Source organism: Methanoplanus endosymbiosus, from assembly GCF_024662215.1.
GTDB classification, from domain to species: domain Archaea; phylum Halobacteriota; class Methanomicrobia; order Methanomicrobiales; family Methanomicrobiaceae; genus Methanoplanus; species Methanoplanus endosymbiosus.
This window is the reverse complement of record NZ_CP096115.1, coordinates 2,093,000-2,107,427: the sequence shown is the minus strand read 5'-3', so window position 1 is coordinate 2,107,427 and position 14,428 is coordinate 2,093,000. Positions and strand designations below refer to the sequence as shown.

Annotated in this window: 14 protein-coding genes; 13 read left to right on the top strand and 1 reads right to left on the bottom strand. The window is 46.8% G+C overall.

Annotated elements, in window-relative coordinates; translation table 11 throughout:
• Nucleotides 1–10: 10 nt before the first annotated feature.
• On the bottom strand, nt 11–280 hold the full coding sequence (locus L6E24_RS09315; RefSeq protein ID WP_257741710.1) for a 4Fe-4S binding protein: 270 nt from the start codon (nt 278–280) through the stop codon (nt 11–13).
• A gap of 592 nt (nt 281–872) precedes the next feature.
• On the opposite strand from L6E24_RS09315, the gene fhcD reads away from it, so the two are divergent.
• The 13 genes from fhcD (at nt 873) to L6E24_RS09250 (ending at nt 14,427) form a co-directional block, all read left to right on the top strand.
• On the top strand, nt 873–1,760 hold the full coding sequence (gene fhcD, locus L6E24_RS09310; protein ID WP_257741709.1) for a formylmethanofuran--tetrahydromethanopterin N-formyltransferase: 888 nt from the start codon (nt 873–875) through the stop codon (nt 1,758–1,760).
• Between the two features lie 142 nt (nt 1,761–1,902).
• Nucleotides 1,903–2,751 carry a hypothetical protein gene (locus tag L6E24_RS09305; RefSeq protein ID WP_257741708.1) on the top strand — a complete coding sequence of 283 codons (849 nt, stop codon included), beginning with the start codon at nt 1,903–1,905 and terminating at the stop codon, nt 2,749–2,751.
• 179 nt (nt 2,752–2,930) lie between these two features.
• Nucleotides 2,931–3,887, top strand: a complete 957-nt coding sequence (locus L6E24_RS09300; protein WP_257741707.1) for a DUF1743 domain-containing protein — start codon at nt 2,931–2,933, stop codon at nt 3,885–3,887.
• Nucleotides 3,871–4,749 carry a methanogenesis marker protein 11 gene (gene mmp11, locus L6E24_RS09295; protein ID WP_257741706.1) on the top strand — a complete coding sequence of 293 codons (879 nt, stop codon included), beginning with the start codon at nt 3,871–3,873 and terminating at the stop codon, nt 4,747–4,749. The genes L6E24_RS09300 and mmp11 overlap by 17 nt, the downstream gene beginning before the upstream one ends.
• Nucleotides 4,746–5,711, top strand: a complete 966-nt coding sequence (locus L6E24_RS09290) for a radical SAM protein (protein WP_257741705.1) — start codon at nt 4,746–4,748, stop codon at nt 5,709–5,711. Before mmp11 ends, L6E24_RS09290 begins: the two co-directional genes overlap by 4 nt.
• Nucleotides 5,712–6,893 carry a thiamine pyrophosphate-dependent enzyme gene (locus L6E24_RS09285; RefSeq protein ID WP_257741704.1) on the top strand — a complete coding sequence of 394 codons (1,182 nt, stop codon included), beginning with the start codon at nt 5,712–5,714 and terminating at the stop codon, nt 6,891–6,893.
• Nucleotides 6,874–8,001, top strand: a complete 1,128-nt coding sequence (locus L6E24_RS09280) for a homocitrate synthase family protein (RefSeq protein ID WP_257741703.1) — start codon at nt 6,874–6,876, stop codon at nt 7,999–8,001. The genes L6E24_RS09285 and L6E24_RS09280 overlap by 20 nt, the downstream gene beginning before the upstream one ends.
• On the top strand, nt 7,998–9,209 hold the full coding sequence (locus L6E24_RS09275) for a 3-isopropylmalate dehydratase large subunit (RefSeq protein ID WP_257741702.1): 1,212 nt from the start codon (nt 7,998–8,000) through the stop codon (nt 9,207–9,209). Before L6E24_RS09280 ends, L6E24_RS09275 begins: the two co-directional genes overlap by 4 nt.
• A gap of 2 nt (nt 9,210–9,211) precedes the next feature.
• On the top strand, nt 9,212–9,685 hold the full coding sequence (locus L6E24_RS09270; protein ID WP_257741701.1) for a LeuD/DmdB family oxidoreductase small subunit: 474 nt from the start codon (nt 9,212–9,214) through the stop codon (nt 9,683–9,685).
• The gene (locus L6E24_RS09265) at nt 9,682–10,488 is read left to right on the top strand and encodes a DUF7714 family protein (RefSeq protein WP_257741700.1); all 807 of its coding nucleotides are present in this window, start codon (nt 9,682–9,684) and stop codon (nt 10,486–10,488) included. Before L6E24_RS09270 ends, L6E24_RS09265 begins: the two co-directional genes overlap by 4 nt.
• Entirely contained in the window at nt 10,485–11,444 is a 960-nt protein-coding gene (locus tag L6E24_RS09260) for an isocitrate/isopropylmalate dehydrogenase family protein (protein WP_257744011.1), read from the top strand. The genes L6E24_RS09265 and L6E24_RS09260 overlap by 4 nt, the downstream gene beginning before the upstream one ends.
• A 221-nt stretch (nt 11,445–11,665) precedes the next feature.
• Nucleotides 11,666–13,108 carry a PKD domain-containing protein gene (locus L6E24_RS09255; RefSeq protein WP_257741699.1) on the top strand — a complete coding sequence of 481 codons (1,443 nt, stop codon included), beginning with the start codon at nt 11,666–11,668 and terminating at the stop codon, nt 13,106–13,108.
• A gap of 92 nt (nt 13,109–13,200) precedes the next feature.
• Nucleotides 13,201–14,427, top strand: a complete 1,227-nt coding sequence (locus L6E24_RS09250; protein ID WP_257741698.1) for a DNA methyltransferase — start codon at nt 13,201–13,203, stop codon at nt 14,425–14,427.
• Nucleotide 14,428 lies beyond the last annotated feature (1 nt).

Sequence of the window (14,428 nt, the reverse complement as noted above, 5' to 3'; positions counted from 1 at the left end):
AATAAAATATTTAAGCCTCTCCTGAAACCTGTACCATGTCTTTCCAACGCCCTTCAATTTTAATAACGCCATACGGGCACGCCGAGATGCATACTCCGCATCCGGCACATAACTCGTGGTCAAAGTCGAGCACTACTGCCTTTCCATTGACAACCTTGTAAATTTTATCTGTAGTTACAGGGTCAACAGTGGAAAGTTCAAGTGCATCGACCGGGCATGCGACCACACAGTTGTTGCAGCCTGTACAACGTTCCATGTTTACATGAACAGCAAATGCCATTTTTTTTCACGCACCGCTATATCGATCTTAAATCGATCGCTAAAAGTGGGTAAAAAATATAGATAAATGTTCTGAAGTATTACCCTGATTTTTTACGTAAAAATCACAAAATATAGACCAAAATCATTTACAACCACAACAAGTAAACATATTTGGATTAACATAGTGAAAAACCCCGCCTGCGTCCCAAAATTAAAATAGAAACTCATATACTGAGTTAAGGATTTTTAATACCTGATTTTCAAAAAAAACAAAAAGTAAATAATTGCCATGCATCGGCGGATTTCAGAATAAATGGGAATACAATACTTAAATTTAAAAAATAATTGAATTGCACGCCGAATTCTTCAAAGAGATTAATTTAACCTAAACACAAAAATAACCGTGTTTTCATCCCGGATTGTTAAAGAAAATCACAATCAGCAGCAATCTGATCGCAGACATATGCGCCGCACCGGAATTACGTGCCGCACCTGCCACACATACATAGCAGTATCCGGAAGAAGTGCCCGAAGGCCGAAGATAAAAATGAAACATTATTTTAACTTCCCGGATAGAAATCTAAACCATAGCTAAACGAGGTATATGAGATATGGAACTCAATGGCGTAAAAATTGATGACAATTATGCAGAGGCATTTCCTAACTGGGCATGCAGGGTAATAATCACAGCAATTAATGAGCAGTGGGCAATTCAGGCAGCAACCGAAGCAACAGGTTTTGCAACCTCAGCTATCGGATGCCCCTGTGAAGCAGGAATTGAAGGTGCGGTTGACGCTTCAGAGACACCTGACGGCAGGCCCGGAATCGCAGTTCTCTTCTTCGCCGGAGGAAAGAAGAGGATTAAGGAGCAGGTAATAGAGCGCCTCGCAGAGTGTGTCCTTACCCAGCCTACAACAGCAGTCTTTGACGGCATGCCTGACGCAGAAGAGAGAATTGATGTAAAGCTTCACTTCTTCGGCGACGGTTTTGAATACAAAAAAGAAGTCGGCGGACGCCAGTGCTGGGCAATCCCTATCATGAACGGAGAGTACATCGGAGAGGAGAACTTCGGAATTGTAAAGGGTGTCGCAGGCGGCAACTTCTTCATCATGGGCGAGAACATCCCCGCAGCACTCATGGCAGCAGAGTCAGCAGTGGATGCAATCATGGGCATACCAGGATGCATGTGCTCATTCCCTGTTGTTGCATCAGGCTCAAAGGTCGGCTCAAACAAATACAAGTTCATGCCGGCAACAACAAACGAGAAGTACTGCCCGTCAATCCGCGATAAGGTAGAGGGGTCACTTGTACCTGAAGGCGTAGGCGCAGTATATGAGATCGTCATTGACGGTGTTGATGAGGATTCAATCAGTGAAGCAACAAAGGCAGGCATTGAAGCCGCAACAAAGATTCCGGGAATAAAGTTCATCACCGCAGGAAACTTCGGTGGAAGCCTCGGACCATTCAAGTTCGATCTCAAAGAGATCCTTGGATTATAAAACTAAATTTAACAGAACCGGAATTTCCGGTAAAAAAATCAACACATTTTTTTTAGCAGAGACATTTGCAGAACCCAGACATTTTAAGCAATTTCCTATGGGCAGGCCGACTTCAGGACAAATAAACATTCAACGGACATTTATGAGAAAGTTACAGTACTCCATTCTGGCCTTTCTGTTGGCAGCCGCAATTCTATTTGCGGGCTGTATTTCCGATAAACAGAAAGATGGATTTCCGGCTGAAAAAGAAACCAGTTTTTCGTACGACAATAATATCGAATTTATTTACAATTGCAGCAGCAACGGAGTTATCAGCTCAGGTTCTGTAAATCACAATATGAGTTACAGGATTTACGATGACGGAAATTACACCTACTATGGAACATTAAATGTCCTGAAGATCGATCTCCCTGACCCTGAGTCCGGAAATGAATCCATAAAATATGGCATTAATCTGACAACAGATGAACCCGGAACAGCCCTTAAAGCATACATTGCAGAGAAACTCACCCTTACAAAATATTACAGTGAGTCTTTGTCCGGTGGGGAGGAGAAGAAAACAGCAGTGGAGGATTCCTGTGCAGGATATAATATTGAAACAGGAACTACTACAGTTACAGTACCGGCATGGCAGATCATTTTTGATGACTCCGACATCCACCTTGGACATTGTGAAGCATCTTACCTGAAGTCAGGTGCAGAAAGCAGCAATGTTCTGTATTCATACTGGCCCGTAAATATTACCTACAATAATGAAGTGGAAATAAATAATCCATTCGCACCATCCGGAAAAAGTTCATTTGGAAACAGCTCATCCGGAGCAGAAGAAGTAATTGTCACATTACGGAATACCGGTACCATAAATGATTGGTTTTCACAATACCGCGATTATTATATAATAGTCACAGGAGAACCGGAATCGCCCTACAGTTGCAGCAGCAATGAAACTGTTTCCCTTAAAGGACACCTGACGATAAAGAGACTACAATAAGACGCAATAATGTTATTTAAACCAATATTCTTTTTTCAGCCGGAATTGTTTCCGGACAGGATATAATACCTGATTAAAGACCCGTATATCCGGATTACAGAACAAATCCGGCAAAAACCAAACCCATTATATACTTTGTTGCCGAAAAATCTGTTAACGAAAATTTCGGGGACAAACAATTGACTATTATATTAACTCCCGAAGAGGTCAGAGAACGCTTTGGCACAATGTTTTGCAGAAAATTTCTGGTTATAGTAGATGAAAAAGCAGAAAAAGCAGAGATTATTGAGCACTGCTGCCACAGGGGGGCAATTGAATGGGATGTGATGAACCGCAGGCGTGCCGGAGGTGCTGTGGAATCAATAAGTGTAGAAGGGGCATCTATGACAATCTCAGCAAAACTTGGCAGATATCCTATTAACTTTGGTGCAGCCGGAGATGACATCGGAGGACAGGCGCTTGAAGGTGTATCTGTAGAAGGTGACCTTGTGGCAACCAACTGGGCAGGCATTGCAGGAGCAGGTGTCGGTGTTGCAGTATGCCTGCCGCAGGCACCGGGTGTTATCAGAACAGAATACCCGACTGAGGAAGACCTTAAGGCAGGCGGGGCAAGGACATGCAGGACGAGGATATACTCTCCGAAATATGTTAAAATATCAATAGGCATTGATGACACTGACACCAAAGAATCAGGTGCCACCTGGGTGCTTGCATCCAAATGTGCAGAGGCATGTACTATTGAAGGTGTTGAATACCTCGACATGAGGCTCATCCAGTTAAACCCGAAGGTCCCGAACAAGACAACAAACTGTGTAGGATCTGCACTGAACTTTGCTGTCCGCCCGGATAAGGTGGATGAACTGCTTGCATTTGTAAAGGAGTTTATCGAGGAGAGATCTGTCAGTGAGGATACAGGCATTGCAGTATGGCGTGGACTTACACAGCCGGAATCTCCATATCTTGAAAAGATTAAGACTGAAGTTCTGAATGTTGAGGAGTGCGAGGCTGAAGCGGAAAGGCTTGGCATAGAGTATATTGATTCTGCAAAGAGCAAGGGCAGAATCGGTGCACTTGGTGCAGTGCTCTGGGCAAACAGAGGAATAGAGGCGGCGGGGCTGTATGGAGAACATCTTTAATAACCCCTACTCCATCTCCTACCCGGAGATCATAGCCATCGGCTCAGATGACAGTTCAAAGATAGAGCTTATAGAGAAATTTGACTGCATAGGCGGTGCGATGTGGGCCGGAAATCACTACAGGAAAAGTCCGCTCACAGAATCAGTCAGAGTCGTGGGAAACACCCAGAGATTTATGCTGAGTACAGGCTGTGTGGACCTTGAGCTTGAGGGTTCATACTTCCCTGCCGGAATATGCGGTGCGGAAATTTCCGGGGATGAAATAGAGATCTCATACAAAGGCATGGGCGGCGGAGGAGTCGGAGCATCGGTGTGCAGATCCACTGCAAAGGGTGTCATAAAAAGTTCATCAGAACCCTGCGGCGGCGGAAAAGTTGCCGGTTCAACAATCACCCTTCCAAAGATGCAGAGGGTTGTAATCGGAATTGATGATACCGATACTGCCGAGGAGGGTGCAACGTGGACACTTGCTCATAATATATCAAAGGCAGTTGAGGATGAGAATTCGAGGTATCTCTCCCACACTATAGTCCAGCTCTTTCCTGTGCCGTACAGAACAAAAAACTGTGTGGCAATCGCATGTGAATTCGCCACCAGAGAACCTGAAAAACTGATGAACCGGTTTGAAGAGCTTGTCAGGAAGTACACACTATCGGAGGAGACCGGCCTCTGTGCATTTTCCGGTTTTGACACCTCACCACTCAGAAAATATGGAGAGCAGGTTAAAGCCGGAGAAGTAGGTCCTGCTGAATTTGAAGAGATAAGAGACCTTCTTGAGATAAGAATCGAAGGGCGTGGTATAATCGGTGCTGCGGCTGCAATTCCCTTTTATACAGATTACGAAGAGGCTCTGAAAATATGAAATGGAGTGAATTAAAGGCCGGGCTTCTGGAAGCGGGCACTGCAAAGATTACAGGTGGAATTAAGGGTATAATTTCAGTCTCAACGGCAGGCCCGTCATCAGGAGAGGGTGGATCGGTCTTTTTTTCATCCGGAAACATGAGAGTCCGGTTAAGCATTGCAGATGACAGTCCGGTTGAGATAGTCATAACTGACAGAGATAATGCCGTACTTAAATTTGAGGGAGAGGAAGTCGAAGGGAGGGTAGAACCTGCCGCCCTTCACTGCCCCCGGCAGGCATTTATTACAGTCAGTGAGGGCTGCATATTCAGGTGCAGGTACTGCTCTGTTCCAACCCAGGAGAAGAAGTTCAAGAGTCCGGAGAGGATTGAAGAGATGATTGAGGAGGTGCTGCCGGATATAGACTGCATCTCACTTACCAGCGGAGTGATAGGCTCACCTGAAGAGGACGAGGAGAGGGTTATTGAGGTTGTGAAGCGAGTTATGAAATTCGGGCTTCCGTTAGGGGTTTCGATATACCCCCTTAAGGATACACCGGAGAAGCTCCACGGCCTCGGAGTTTTGGAGGTGAAGTTCAACCTTGAAACTGCAACAGATAAACTCTTCAGAGAGATCTGTCCGGGCATGGAGAGAGAGCAGATTATGGATGCCCTCATCGAATCTGTCCGGCTTTTCGGGAAGAACAGGGTTTTTACCAATATAATACTCGGTGCAGGTGAGAGTGATTCTGAGATGAAGGCCTGCATCTCAGAACTCACAGCTCTTGGCATAATTCCGGTCATACGTCCGCTGACACCAAAAGCAGAGATGTCTGATTTTAAGAGGCCGTCACGCAGGAGAATCCTGGACATTGCAGAGTATCTTGGTGTTGAAATCCGGAAAAACGGCCTCGACACCACAGTTGCAGAGACTATGTGCACAGCCTGCACCGGCTGTGATCTCGTACCGGGGAGGGATTTTTAGATGACAAATCAGAAGTCCGGCTGTGATATTCTTGCAGATGCACTATTAAAGTCAGCAGATACCATCTATACCGTCCCCGGATATCCGGTGACAGAGCTTGCTGAGAAAGTTGATGCAGAGTATGTCATAAACGAGAAGACAGCCCTTGAATATGCCCTCGGTGATTCTCTCTCAGGCAGACGTTCGGCAGTGATTGTAAAGAATGCCGGAGTGAACATTCTCGCAGATCCTATGGTAAATGCCGTGTACCAGGGGATAATCGGCGGGGTTGTGATAATTGCCGGAGATGATACAAAAGCCATTGGATCACAGACCTGCCAGGATTCAACGCATTATGCGAAGGTTTCAGATGTACCCCTCATAGTGCCCAACAGGGATAACCTCTTCTCATCCGCAGAAATGGCCTTTCAGGCATCTGAGCGGTTCTCAAGGCCGGCCATACTGAGAGTTACTGAAGACATTCTTGAAAACAGTGCCAAATCCGGCACTGTGATACGCAAAGACCTGAAAGGAGAGCTTGCCAACCCTCTGTTCACTATGAAAGGGAGGTGTGAGGCAGCCGGAAATATAACGGTGGATATGTATGAGCAGACCGAATTTCCGCTCACATATCCTCCGGCAGGCCGGCATAATGCAGAAGTCCGGACGAGAACAGAAAATCCTGAGACCATGCCGGACCGTGGTTATGCACGGACATTGTGCAGAAACTGCCCGTACAAAGAATTATTCTCAGCAATAAAAGATTCCGGAAGAGAGGTCATCTGTGACACAGGATGCTCACTTCTCTCCAAAAATCCGCCGTATAACTTCGGCCTTGCAAATTACGGCCTTGGATCGTCAGTTGCAGCTGCCGCAAAGAGTACAGGCATCGCACTTACCGGCGACTATGCACTGCTCCATTCCGGAATTAACTCCCTGATCGATGTTTTTGAGAAAGAACTGCCTGTTCTGGTCATTGTCCTCTTAAACAAAAGGATGGGAATGACCGGAGGGCAGGACTCGCCCGATCTGTTAAGGTACATACAGTGGGCAGAACCTGAAATTATCAGATCTGAGTCGATCGGTTCCGGAAGCACCGGAGAGTTATCAGATTATATTAATGAAAAGCCTGACCGGCCAAAGGTCATCCTTATCAGCGGGGCATGCCCTGTGGGGGAGAAACATGAAAGAATTAAATGTTGAAATATGTGATGTAACATTAAGAGACGGTGAACAGACACCGGGTGTCTCATTTACCTGTGAAGAGAAGAAGAATATCGCCCTTATGCTCGATGAGATAGGGGTTGAGGTCATAGAGGCAGGATTTCCGAGTGTCTCTGAGAATGAGAAGAGATGCGTCAGGGAGATAGCAGACATGGGCCTTTCCGCACGGACATGCTGCCTGTCAAGGGCCGTTAAGGGCGATGTGGATGCCGCCATTGACTGCGATGTCGATCTCGTCTCAATATTCTTTGCAACTTCCGACCTGCATATAAGAATTAAATACAAAAAGACCCGCGGGGAGATGCTTGAAGAGGCCCTCAGAATGGTGGAGTACGCAACCGAACACGGCATTGACGTGAGGTTCTCCGCCGAGGAAGGGTCAAGGACTGACATTTCGTTCTTAAAAGAGATGTTTGCGAGGGGATATGAGGTCGGTGCAAAGTACAGCAGTATTGCCGATACTGTCGGGTGCATGACTCCGGTTGAGATGTACAATACTGTCCTTGATGTTACAGAGACCCTGAAAAACCCGCTCTGCGTGCACTGCCATGACGATATGGGCTGTGCAACCGCCAATACAATATCAGCCGCACAGGCAGGGGCTTTTCAGCTGCATACAACAGTAAACGGAATCGGGGAGCGTGCCGGAAATGCTGCTCTTGAAGAGGTGCTTGTGGCACTTAGGATGAAAGGCGGAATTGACCGTTATAACCTGACACCACTTATGAAGACCTCTAAAATGGTGGAGGAGTATTCCGGAATTCCGGTTGCAAAGAACAAGGCTGTTGTCGGAGACCATGCATTCTCGCATGAGAGCGGGATACATATCGCCGCAATGCTCGTTGAACCGTCTGCATATGAGTATTTCCCACCCGAACTTGTGGGCGGGCAGAGAAAGTTCATACTTGGCAAGCATACCGGAAGAAAAGCTCTTGAGCATGTAGTAAAATGTCTTGGATGCAGCATAACCAGAGATGAATGCGCCTGGGTTTTAGAGCAGATAAAAACCAAGAGCGAAGGGAAGTGCAGCATAACACCGGAAGTTCTCCTTGCAATATTAAAAGAGGCCAGGGAGGAGAAGCATTGACAACACTTTCTGAAAAAATATTAGGTGGAAGGGAAGGGAGTTTTGTTGACCGGAAGGTTGACAGGGCTTTTGCACATGACGGAACAGGCGTTTTAGCGCTTGATTCATTCAGGAAAATGGGCGGAGAACGTCCTGAAAACCCGGATAATATCTCAATAATTTATGACCATATAGTTCCGGCAAACAACTCGACAACGGCGGACCTTCAGCACGAACTGAGAAATTTTTCAAAGGATGCCGGGATTAACTTTTATGATGTGGGATGCGGGATCTGCCACCAGGTGATGAGTGAAGGCGTATGCAGGCCGGGAGAGATTGTTGTAGGTGCTGACTCGCATACCTGCACGCTCGGTGCATTCGGTGCATTCGCAACCGGAGTAGGGGCAACGGATATGGCTGCCATCTGGGAGACCGGTGAGACATGGTTTAAGGTTCCGGAGACAATCCAGGTAAATCTTGAAGGCAAACTGACCGGGCATACCGAAGCCAAGGATGCCACGCTTGAATATATCCGGATGCTTGGTATGGATGGTGCTTCATATATGGCACTGGAATTCACAGGATCAGGTGCTGAAAGTCTCCCGATGGAAGGCCGCCTTACAATGTCAAATATGGCAATTGAGGCCGGGGCAAAGGCAGGTCTCTTTTATTCAGATAAAGTGACGGCAGAATATCTCGCACATTTGGGCATTGAATCTGAGAGACAGGCTGCTGAGAATCCGTCATATGCAAAGGAGATCGATATCGATCTTGAGAACCTGTCACCAATGCTTGCAGTCCCTCACAGAGTAGATACCGGAGTTCCGGTTGAGAAGTATGCCGGAACAGCCCTTGATCAGGTCTTTGTCGGGACGTGCACAAACGGGAGATATGAGGACCTGAAGAGATTTGCTGATATCGTCAGGGGCAGGACAGTAAAGGTGAGGACGGTTGTTGTCCCGGCTTCCAGGAGTGTGCTTGAGAAGGCTGTCTCCACCGGAATTCTGCTTGACATTATACAGGCAGGGTGTGCCATCGGAACACCGGGATGCGGACCATGCCTTGGTATGCACATGGGCGTATTAGGCGAGGGAGAAGTGGGGCTTTCGACCGCCAACCGGAATTTTAAGAACAGAATGGGTGTCGGTGCTGAATATTATCTCTGCTCTCCGTCAACCGCCGCCGCAAGTGCCCTTGCAGGTGAGATCAGATCTCCGGAGGAGAACTGAAAATGGAAGAGAGAGGAAAAGCGGTATGCATCGGTGAGGATGTCGATACCGATATGATAATCGCCGGGCGGTACCTCCGGACAAAGGACCGTAAGGTCTGGGCAGATCATGCCTTTGAGGACTATGATCCGGAGATTGCAGGCAGGCTCAAAGGTTCAGTTATTATTGCCGGAAAGAATGTAGGCTGCGGATCGTCACGCGAGCAGGCGGCAATTGCACTGAAGGAGGCCGGGGTTCTTGCCGTAGTCTCACCCTCGTTTGCAAGGATATTTTTCAGAAATCTTGTGAACACCGGAATTTTGGTCTTTGAAACAGATGAGATAAAATGTACGGACGGTGACGAAGTTATCTTCTCAGCCGATGAAGACCGGGTTGAAGTTGGCGGTGTCCGCTATGATGCAAAACCGATCTCCGAGAGTATGAAGGAGATTATCAGGGCAGGCGGGCTTATTGAATATATGAGGAAGAGGAGATGATCTTTCCCCGCCACTGCAAAGAGGTAGGAATGGCGGAGTCTGCACCCTATGGTGAGGATCAGATCTATTTTCTAAGCAGGTATCTCATCCGGAAATTTCCGGACGGGACTTTTGAGACCGGAAATGTCTCTGTTGATGATAAAGGCGGGCTTCTAAGAGGTGTCAGGGAGTATAAGAAGATCTCAGGGCCGGATGAGACATGGCTGTACCCGGAAAAAGTCATTCTGCACGACAGGGCAGATCTAATCAGGAAAGCCTCTGAGTCGGGGGAGAGATGCACCATATTTCAGGGCTTTGACGGCCATATGACCTTTGTTGCAGATCCTGATCCTTCTGTTCTTCTGAAGGTGCATATTTACGACTCAAAACCGCCATTTCCGGTATTATCCGAAACTGTCAAAAACCTTGAGAGAACAGGGATATTCGGCGGGCTTGAGATTGAGTTTGTACACCACATCATTGACATTGAAGATATTGAGGCAGATGTCTATCCCTGCCGGGCGGCCGGTTTTGATAAGACGCTTGACAATGACAGGCTAAAAGGCGGCGAGAGGATTGCCGGATGCCTGACTGCACGACAGATGGTTGCCGAGTGGTATGGTGAGGAGGCAGAATTTGAATTTATCAACATCTGTCCGCTTGATCTTGCAGAGGAGGAGCCTTTTGTTGCCCGTTGCTGCCGATCGGAGAGATCCGGACTGTACACGGGTGAGAGATGCGGCGTTGCAGTGCACTGGGGAGTATCTCCAAAGGAGATCTCTGATGCGGTTTATGAGGCAGTAAGTGCATGGAGAAGAAGATGAAGATCGCTGTTGTGCCGGGGGACGGTATAGGAAAGGAAGTTACACCGGTTGCTGAAGAAGCCGTCAGGCATTACCTTCCGGATGCTGAGTACCTCTATGCCGAGGTTGGTTATGGCAGGTGGGAGAGAACCGGAGAGGCAGTCACTGATGAGGAGATTAATCTCCTGAAAGAATCTGATGCTGTCTTATTCGGTGCAATCACAACGGTGCCTCACCCGGACTACAGAAGCGTCATACTCAGAATAAGAAAGGAACTTGATCTCTATGCAAACCTAAGGCCGGTCTTTGGTGAGGGATTTGACATCGAGATCGTTCGGGAGAATACTGAAGGGCTTTACTCCGGCATTGAGGAGATCGGAAGTGAGAGATCGACCACACTCAGGGTTGTAACAGAGAAGGGAAGCGAAAGGATTGCAGAGTTTGCATGCGAGAGGGCAAAGGTGAGAAAAGGAGAAATTGTCATAGGCAATAAGGCCAATGTGATGAAGTCTGATGTTCTCTTCAGGGATACCTGCACAAAGGTAGCCAAAGAGAACGGCATTGCTTCAAAACCTATGTATATTGATGCCCTTGCCCTCGATGTCCTGATGCACCCGGACCGTTATGATGTAATTGTCACAACAAATATCTTCGGGGATATTCTGAGTGACGTATGTGGTTTCCTAACCGGAGGACTGGGCACACTTCCGAGTGGAAACTACGGAGAGAATAATGCCCTGTTTGAGCCGGTTCACGGCAGTGCACCCGACATTGCCGGAAAAGGCATTGCAAACCCGGTTGCGGCACTGAGAAGCGCAGGTATGCTTCTTGATTATCTTGGTGTTGATGGGGCCAAAAAGGAGATTGAAGAGCAGATACAGGCTTTACTTAATAAAGGCATTTCAACTCCTGATCTCGGTGGAGACCTTAATACAGCAGATTTCGGGGAGATGGTCATTGCCGGAATTATGTCTTAAGCTGAAATGCGGGACAATCACATAATTATATGTGGACTGGTATCAGCACATTCATTAAGCAGCTCAAATCAATTATATCAGGAAATCTCTGCCGGAATTCTGATCTCAGATAACGAATATCATAATCCTTTTTCATGGCAAATTTATTACTTATGAATAAATATATAGTTATTATCATAATCCGGAGCCGGGGAATGGGCTTTCCGGTGTGAGGGGAAAATATGCGGATTTGTTTAATAGCAGCGTTAATGTTAATTGTTGGTCTTATTTCGCCGGTATGTGCAGCCGGCCCTGAGCCGGTCTCTGCCTTTACAGCGTCTCCTGTGTCTGGTCAGGACCCGCTGACTGTTCAGTTTACTGATCTCTCGGAGGGGAATCCGGCATCCTGGAGCTGGGATTTCGGTGACGGGGCAACGTCAACCCTTCAGAATCCGGAGCATATATACATAGATGAGGGATTTTTCGATGTCACGCTTATAACCACAAATGCGTACGGGAAGAGCACAGGAAAGAAGGTCAAGTATATCAGGGTAGGCATTGAGCCAACCGCAAGTTTTACTGCCAGCAATGTGAGCGGTACGCCGCCCCTGACTGTTGTTTTTACTGATTATTCATCTGAATCCCCGACATCCTGGGAGTGGGATTTTGGAGACGGGACAACTTCAGTGCTTCAGAGTCCGGTACATGAATATACAGCTTCCGGAACGTATGATGTATCATTAATAGTTGAGAGTGCAGTAGGAACGAGCTACATAATTCGTGATAATTATATCAAAGTAGGGCTTTCGCCCGTAGCAGCGATTGGTGCTTCGGTTACATCCGGAGATGCACCCCTTGAGGTTAGTTTCACTGATCTATCATCAAACAATCCGGATACGTGGCTGTGGTCCTTCGGTGACGGCTATACTTCAACTGAAGAAAATCCGGTGCACACATATTCAAGGGCCGGGGAGTACGAGGTCGCTTTAACGGTAGAGAACTCCTTTGGCAGCGACAGGGCAGTTTTAGGAACCAAGATCACAGCCGTAGAGCCGGGCAGCCCGACACCGGTTCCGACTTCAGGCCCGGTAAATCCGCCTTCACCCGGCCCGGCAATTGAACCTCCGGTTGCGAACTTTACCGGAAGCCCGCTTAGCGGTGATGCACCCCTTTCAGTAAGCTTTTTTGACAGGTCAAAGGGGGGAGTGACTGAATGGAGGTGGAATTTTGGTGACGGAAAGATGTCCTATGAGAGTTTTCCGACTCACACCTACAATTATCCCGGAATTTATGATGTCACTCTGATTATCAAAAACGATGATTCCGGTGATTCGTTGACAAAGACTGCATATATTAAGGTAACAGGTTCTGCCCCGGTCAATCCTGATCCAACTGAAACAAACAGCCCTTCGCCGGATAAACCAACCACCACCAGTACTCCGGGAGGATATGATCCGGACAATCCCTATTCTAATCCTGACAGCAGTGCATCCGGCTCAGGCTCAGGTTCCGCTTCAGACGGAGATGACAAAGCAGGCAACTCCACATCCGGAAACTCTGACGAAGATGACAAAACATTCTGGTTCTGGGTGCCTGTGTTCGGATTTATCTTTGTGATACTGATTGCCGTTGTGCTGTATATGTGGATGCAGATGTACGGCGGTGGGGGTAAGGATACACTTTAATGTTTTTAATGTTCCGGATTCAACTCATATTAACAAACTGATCAGATTTAACCCAAAGATCCGAATTATAATTTTTGCACAGGGACTTTAACATGATTACCAATGAAGAGAAAAAAGTGGGATTATACACCTTTGATGAATGTCCAACCAATCCAGTAGAAGTTACGGCACTTACACCAGCAGAAAGCCTGAATCTAAACTGGGGCGAGAAAGATCTTCCGGAGAGGATACGTACCAAGCATGTTCACCGTCTCCACCCTTATCTTGGAAAATATATACCTCAGCTCGTGGAAGTTTTCCTCAGGAAATATTTTGTCAGGGGACAGACAGTAATTGATCCGTTCTGCGGTTCTGGAACCACCCTTGTTCAGGCCAATGAACTTGGAATCAATGCAGTTGGATATGACATTTCAGCTTTTAATGTTCTTCTTTCAGGGGCAAAGACCGACAATTACGACACCTCAGTAATGAGAAGGGAAGTCCTTGACATTCTTGAAAAAGTCAGTGTTGCAACTCAGACTGAGCTAGGACAGCAGACACTCTGGAAAGAATGTGAAAGAACTCCTTTTCTTTCAGTGGAAGATGATGAATATCTTAATATGTGGTTTGCACCACAGGCACTCAGAGAACTTCTGACATACCGGTATTTTATTGAGAGCGGAGATTACCAATACAAAGAACTCTTAAAAGTTATTCTAAGCAGATCAGCCAGATCTGCAAGACTTACCACACATTTTGATCTTGACTTCCCAAAAAAACCAGTAACAGAACCATATCACTGCTATAAGCATAACAGGACATGTTATCCCACGCAGGTTGCATTTAAATTTTTAAAGCGGTATAGTAACGACACCATTAGGAGAGTCACGGAATATTCTGACCTGAAAACTGACGCATCGGTTGAAATACATCATGAGGACTGCCTTTACGCAGATTTTCCAAAATCAAACGGAGTAATTACAAGTCCACCTTATGTGGGACTGATAGATTACCATGAACAGCATGCGTATGCTTATCATCTGCTTGGGCTTGAGGATAAAAGAGAGAAAGAAATAGGTCCTGCCGCAGGCGGAAAGAGCAAAAAAGCAAAGGAAAATTACCAGAAAAATATAGCCGAGGTCTTCCGCAGAACTATTAAAAGTATGGAACCTGAAGGCCGCCTTATTGTTGTTGCCAATGACAAGGACAACCTATATGACGGCATTGCAGATTCCCTTGACGTTGAGGTTGAGGATATAATTCAAAGGCATGTCAACCGGAGAACAGGCAGGCGTGCGGGACAGTTCTACGAGTCTATATTTGTCTGGCGGAAAATCTGAT

Coding starts and splice junctions, on each gene's coding strand:
- L6E24_RS09260 (WP_257744011.1), top strand. CDS start 10,485: ATGAAGATCGCTGTTGTGCCGGGGGACGGTATAGGAAAGGAAGTTACA.
- fhcD (WP_257741709.1), top strand. CDS start 873: ATGGAACTCAATGGCGTAAAAATTGATGACAATTATGCAGAGGCATTT.
- L6E24_RS09280 (WP_257741703.1), top strand. CDS start 6,874: ATGAAAGAATTAAATGTTGAAATATGTGATGTAACATTAAGAGACGGT.
- L6E24_RS09285 (WP_257741704.1), top strand. CDS start 5,712: ATGACAAATCAGAAGTCCGGCTGTGATATTCTTGCAGATGCACTATTA.
- L6E24_RS09265 (WP_257741700.1), top strand. CDS start 9,682: ATGATCTTTCCCCGCCACTGCAAAGAGGTAGGAATGGCGGAGTCTGCA.
- L6E24_RS09270 (WP_257741701.1), top strand. CDS start 9,212: ATGGAAGAGAGAGGAAAAGCGGTATGCATCGGTGAGGATGTCGATACC.
- L6E24_RS09250 (WP_257741698.1), top strand. CDS start 13,201: ATGATTACCAATGAAGAGAAAAAAGTGGGATTATACACCTTTGATGAA.
- L6E24_RS09255 (WP_257741699.1), top strand. CDS start 11,666: ATGCGGATTTGTTTAATAGCAGCGTTAATGTTAATTGTTGGTCTTATT.
- L6E24_RS09315 (WP_257741710.1), bottom strand. CDS start 280: ATGGCATTTGCTGTTCATGTAAACATGGAACGTTGTACAGGCTGCAAC.
- L6E24_RS09305 (WP_257741708.1), top strand. CDS start 1,903: ATGAGAAAGTTACAGTACTCCATTCTGGCCTTTCTGTTGGCAGCCGCA.
- mmp11 (WP_257741706.1), top strand. CDS start 3,871: ATGGAGAACATCTTTAATAACCCCTACTCCATCTCCTACCCGGAGATC.
- L6E24_RS09290 (WP_257741705.1), top strand. CDS start 4,746: ATGAAATGGAGTGAATTAAAGGCCGGGCTTCTGGAAGCGGGCACTGCA.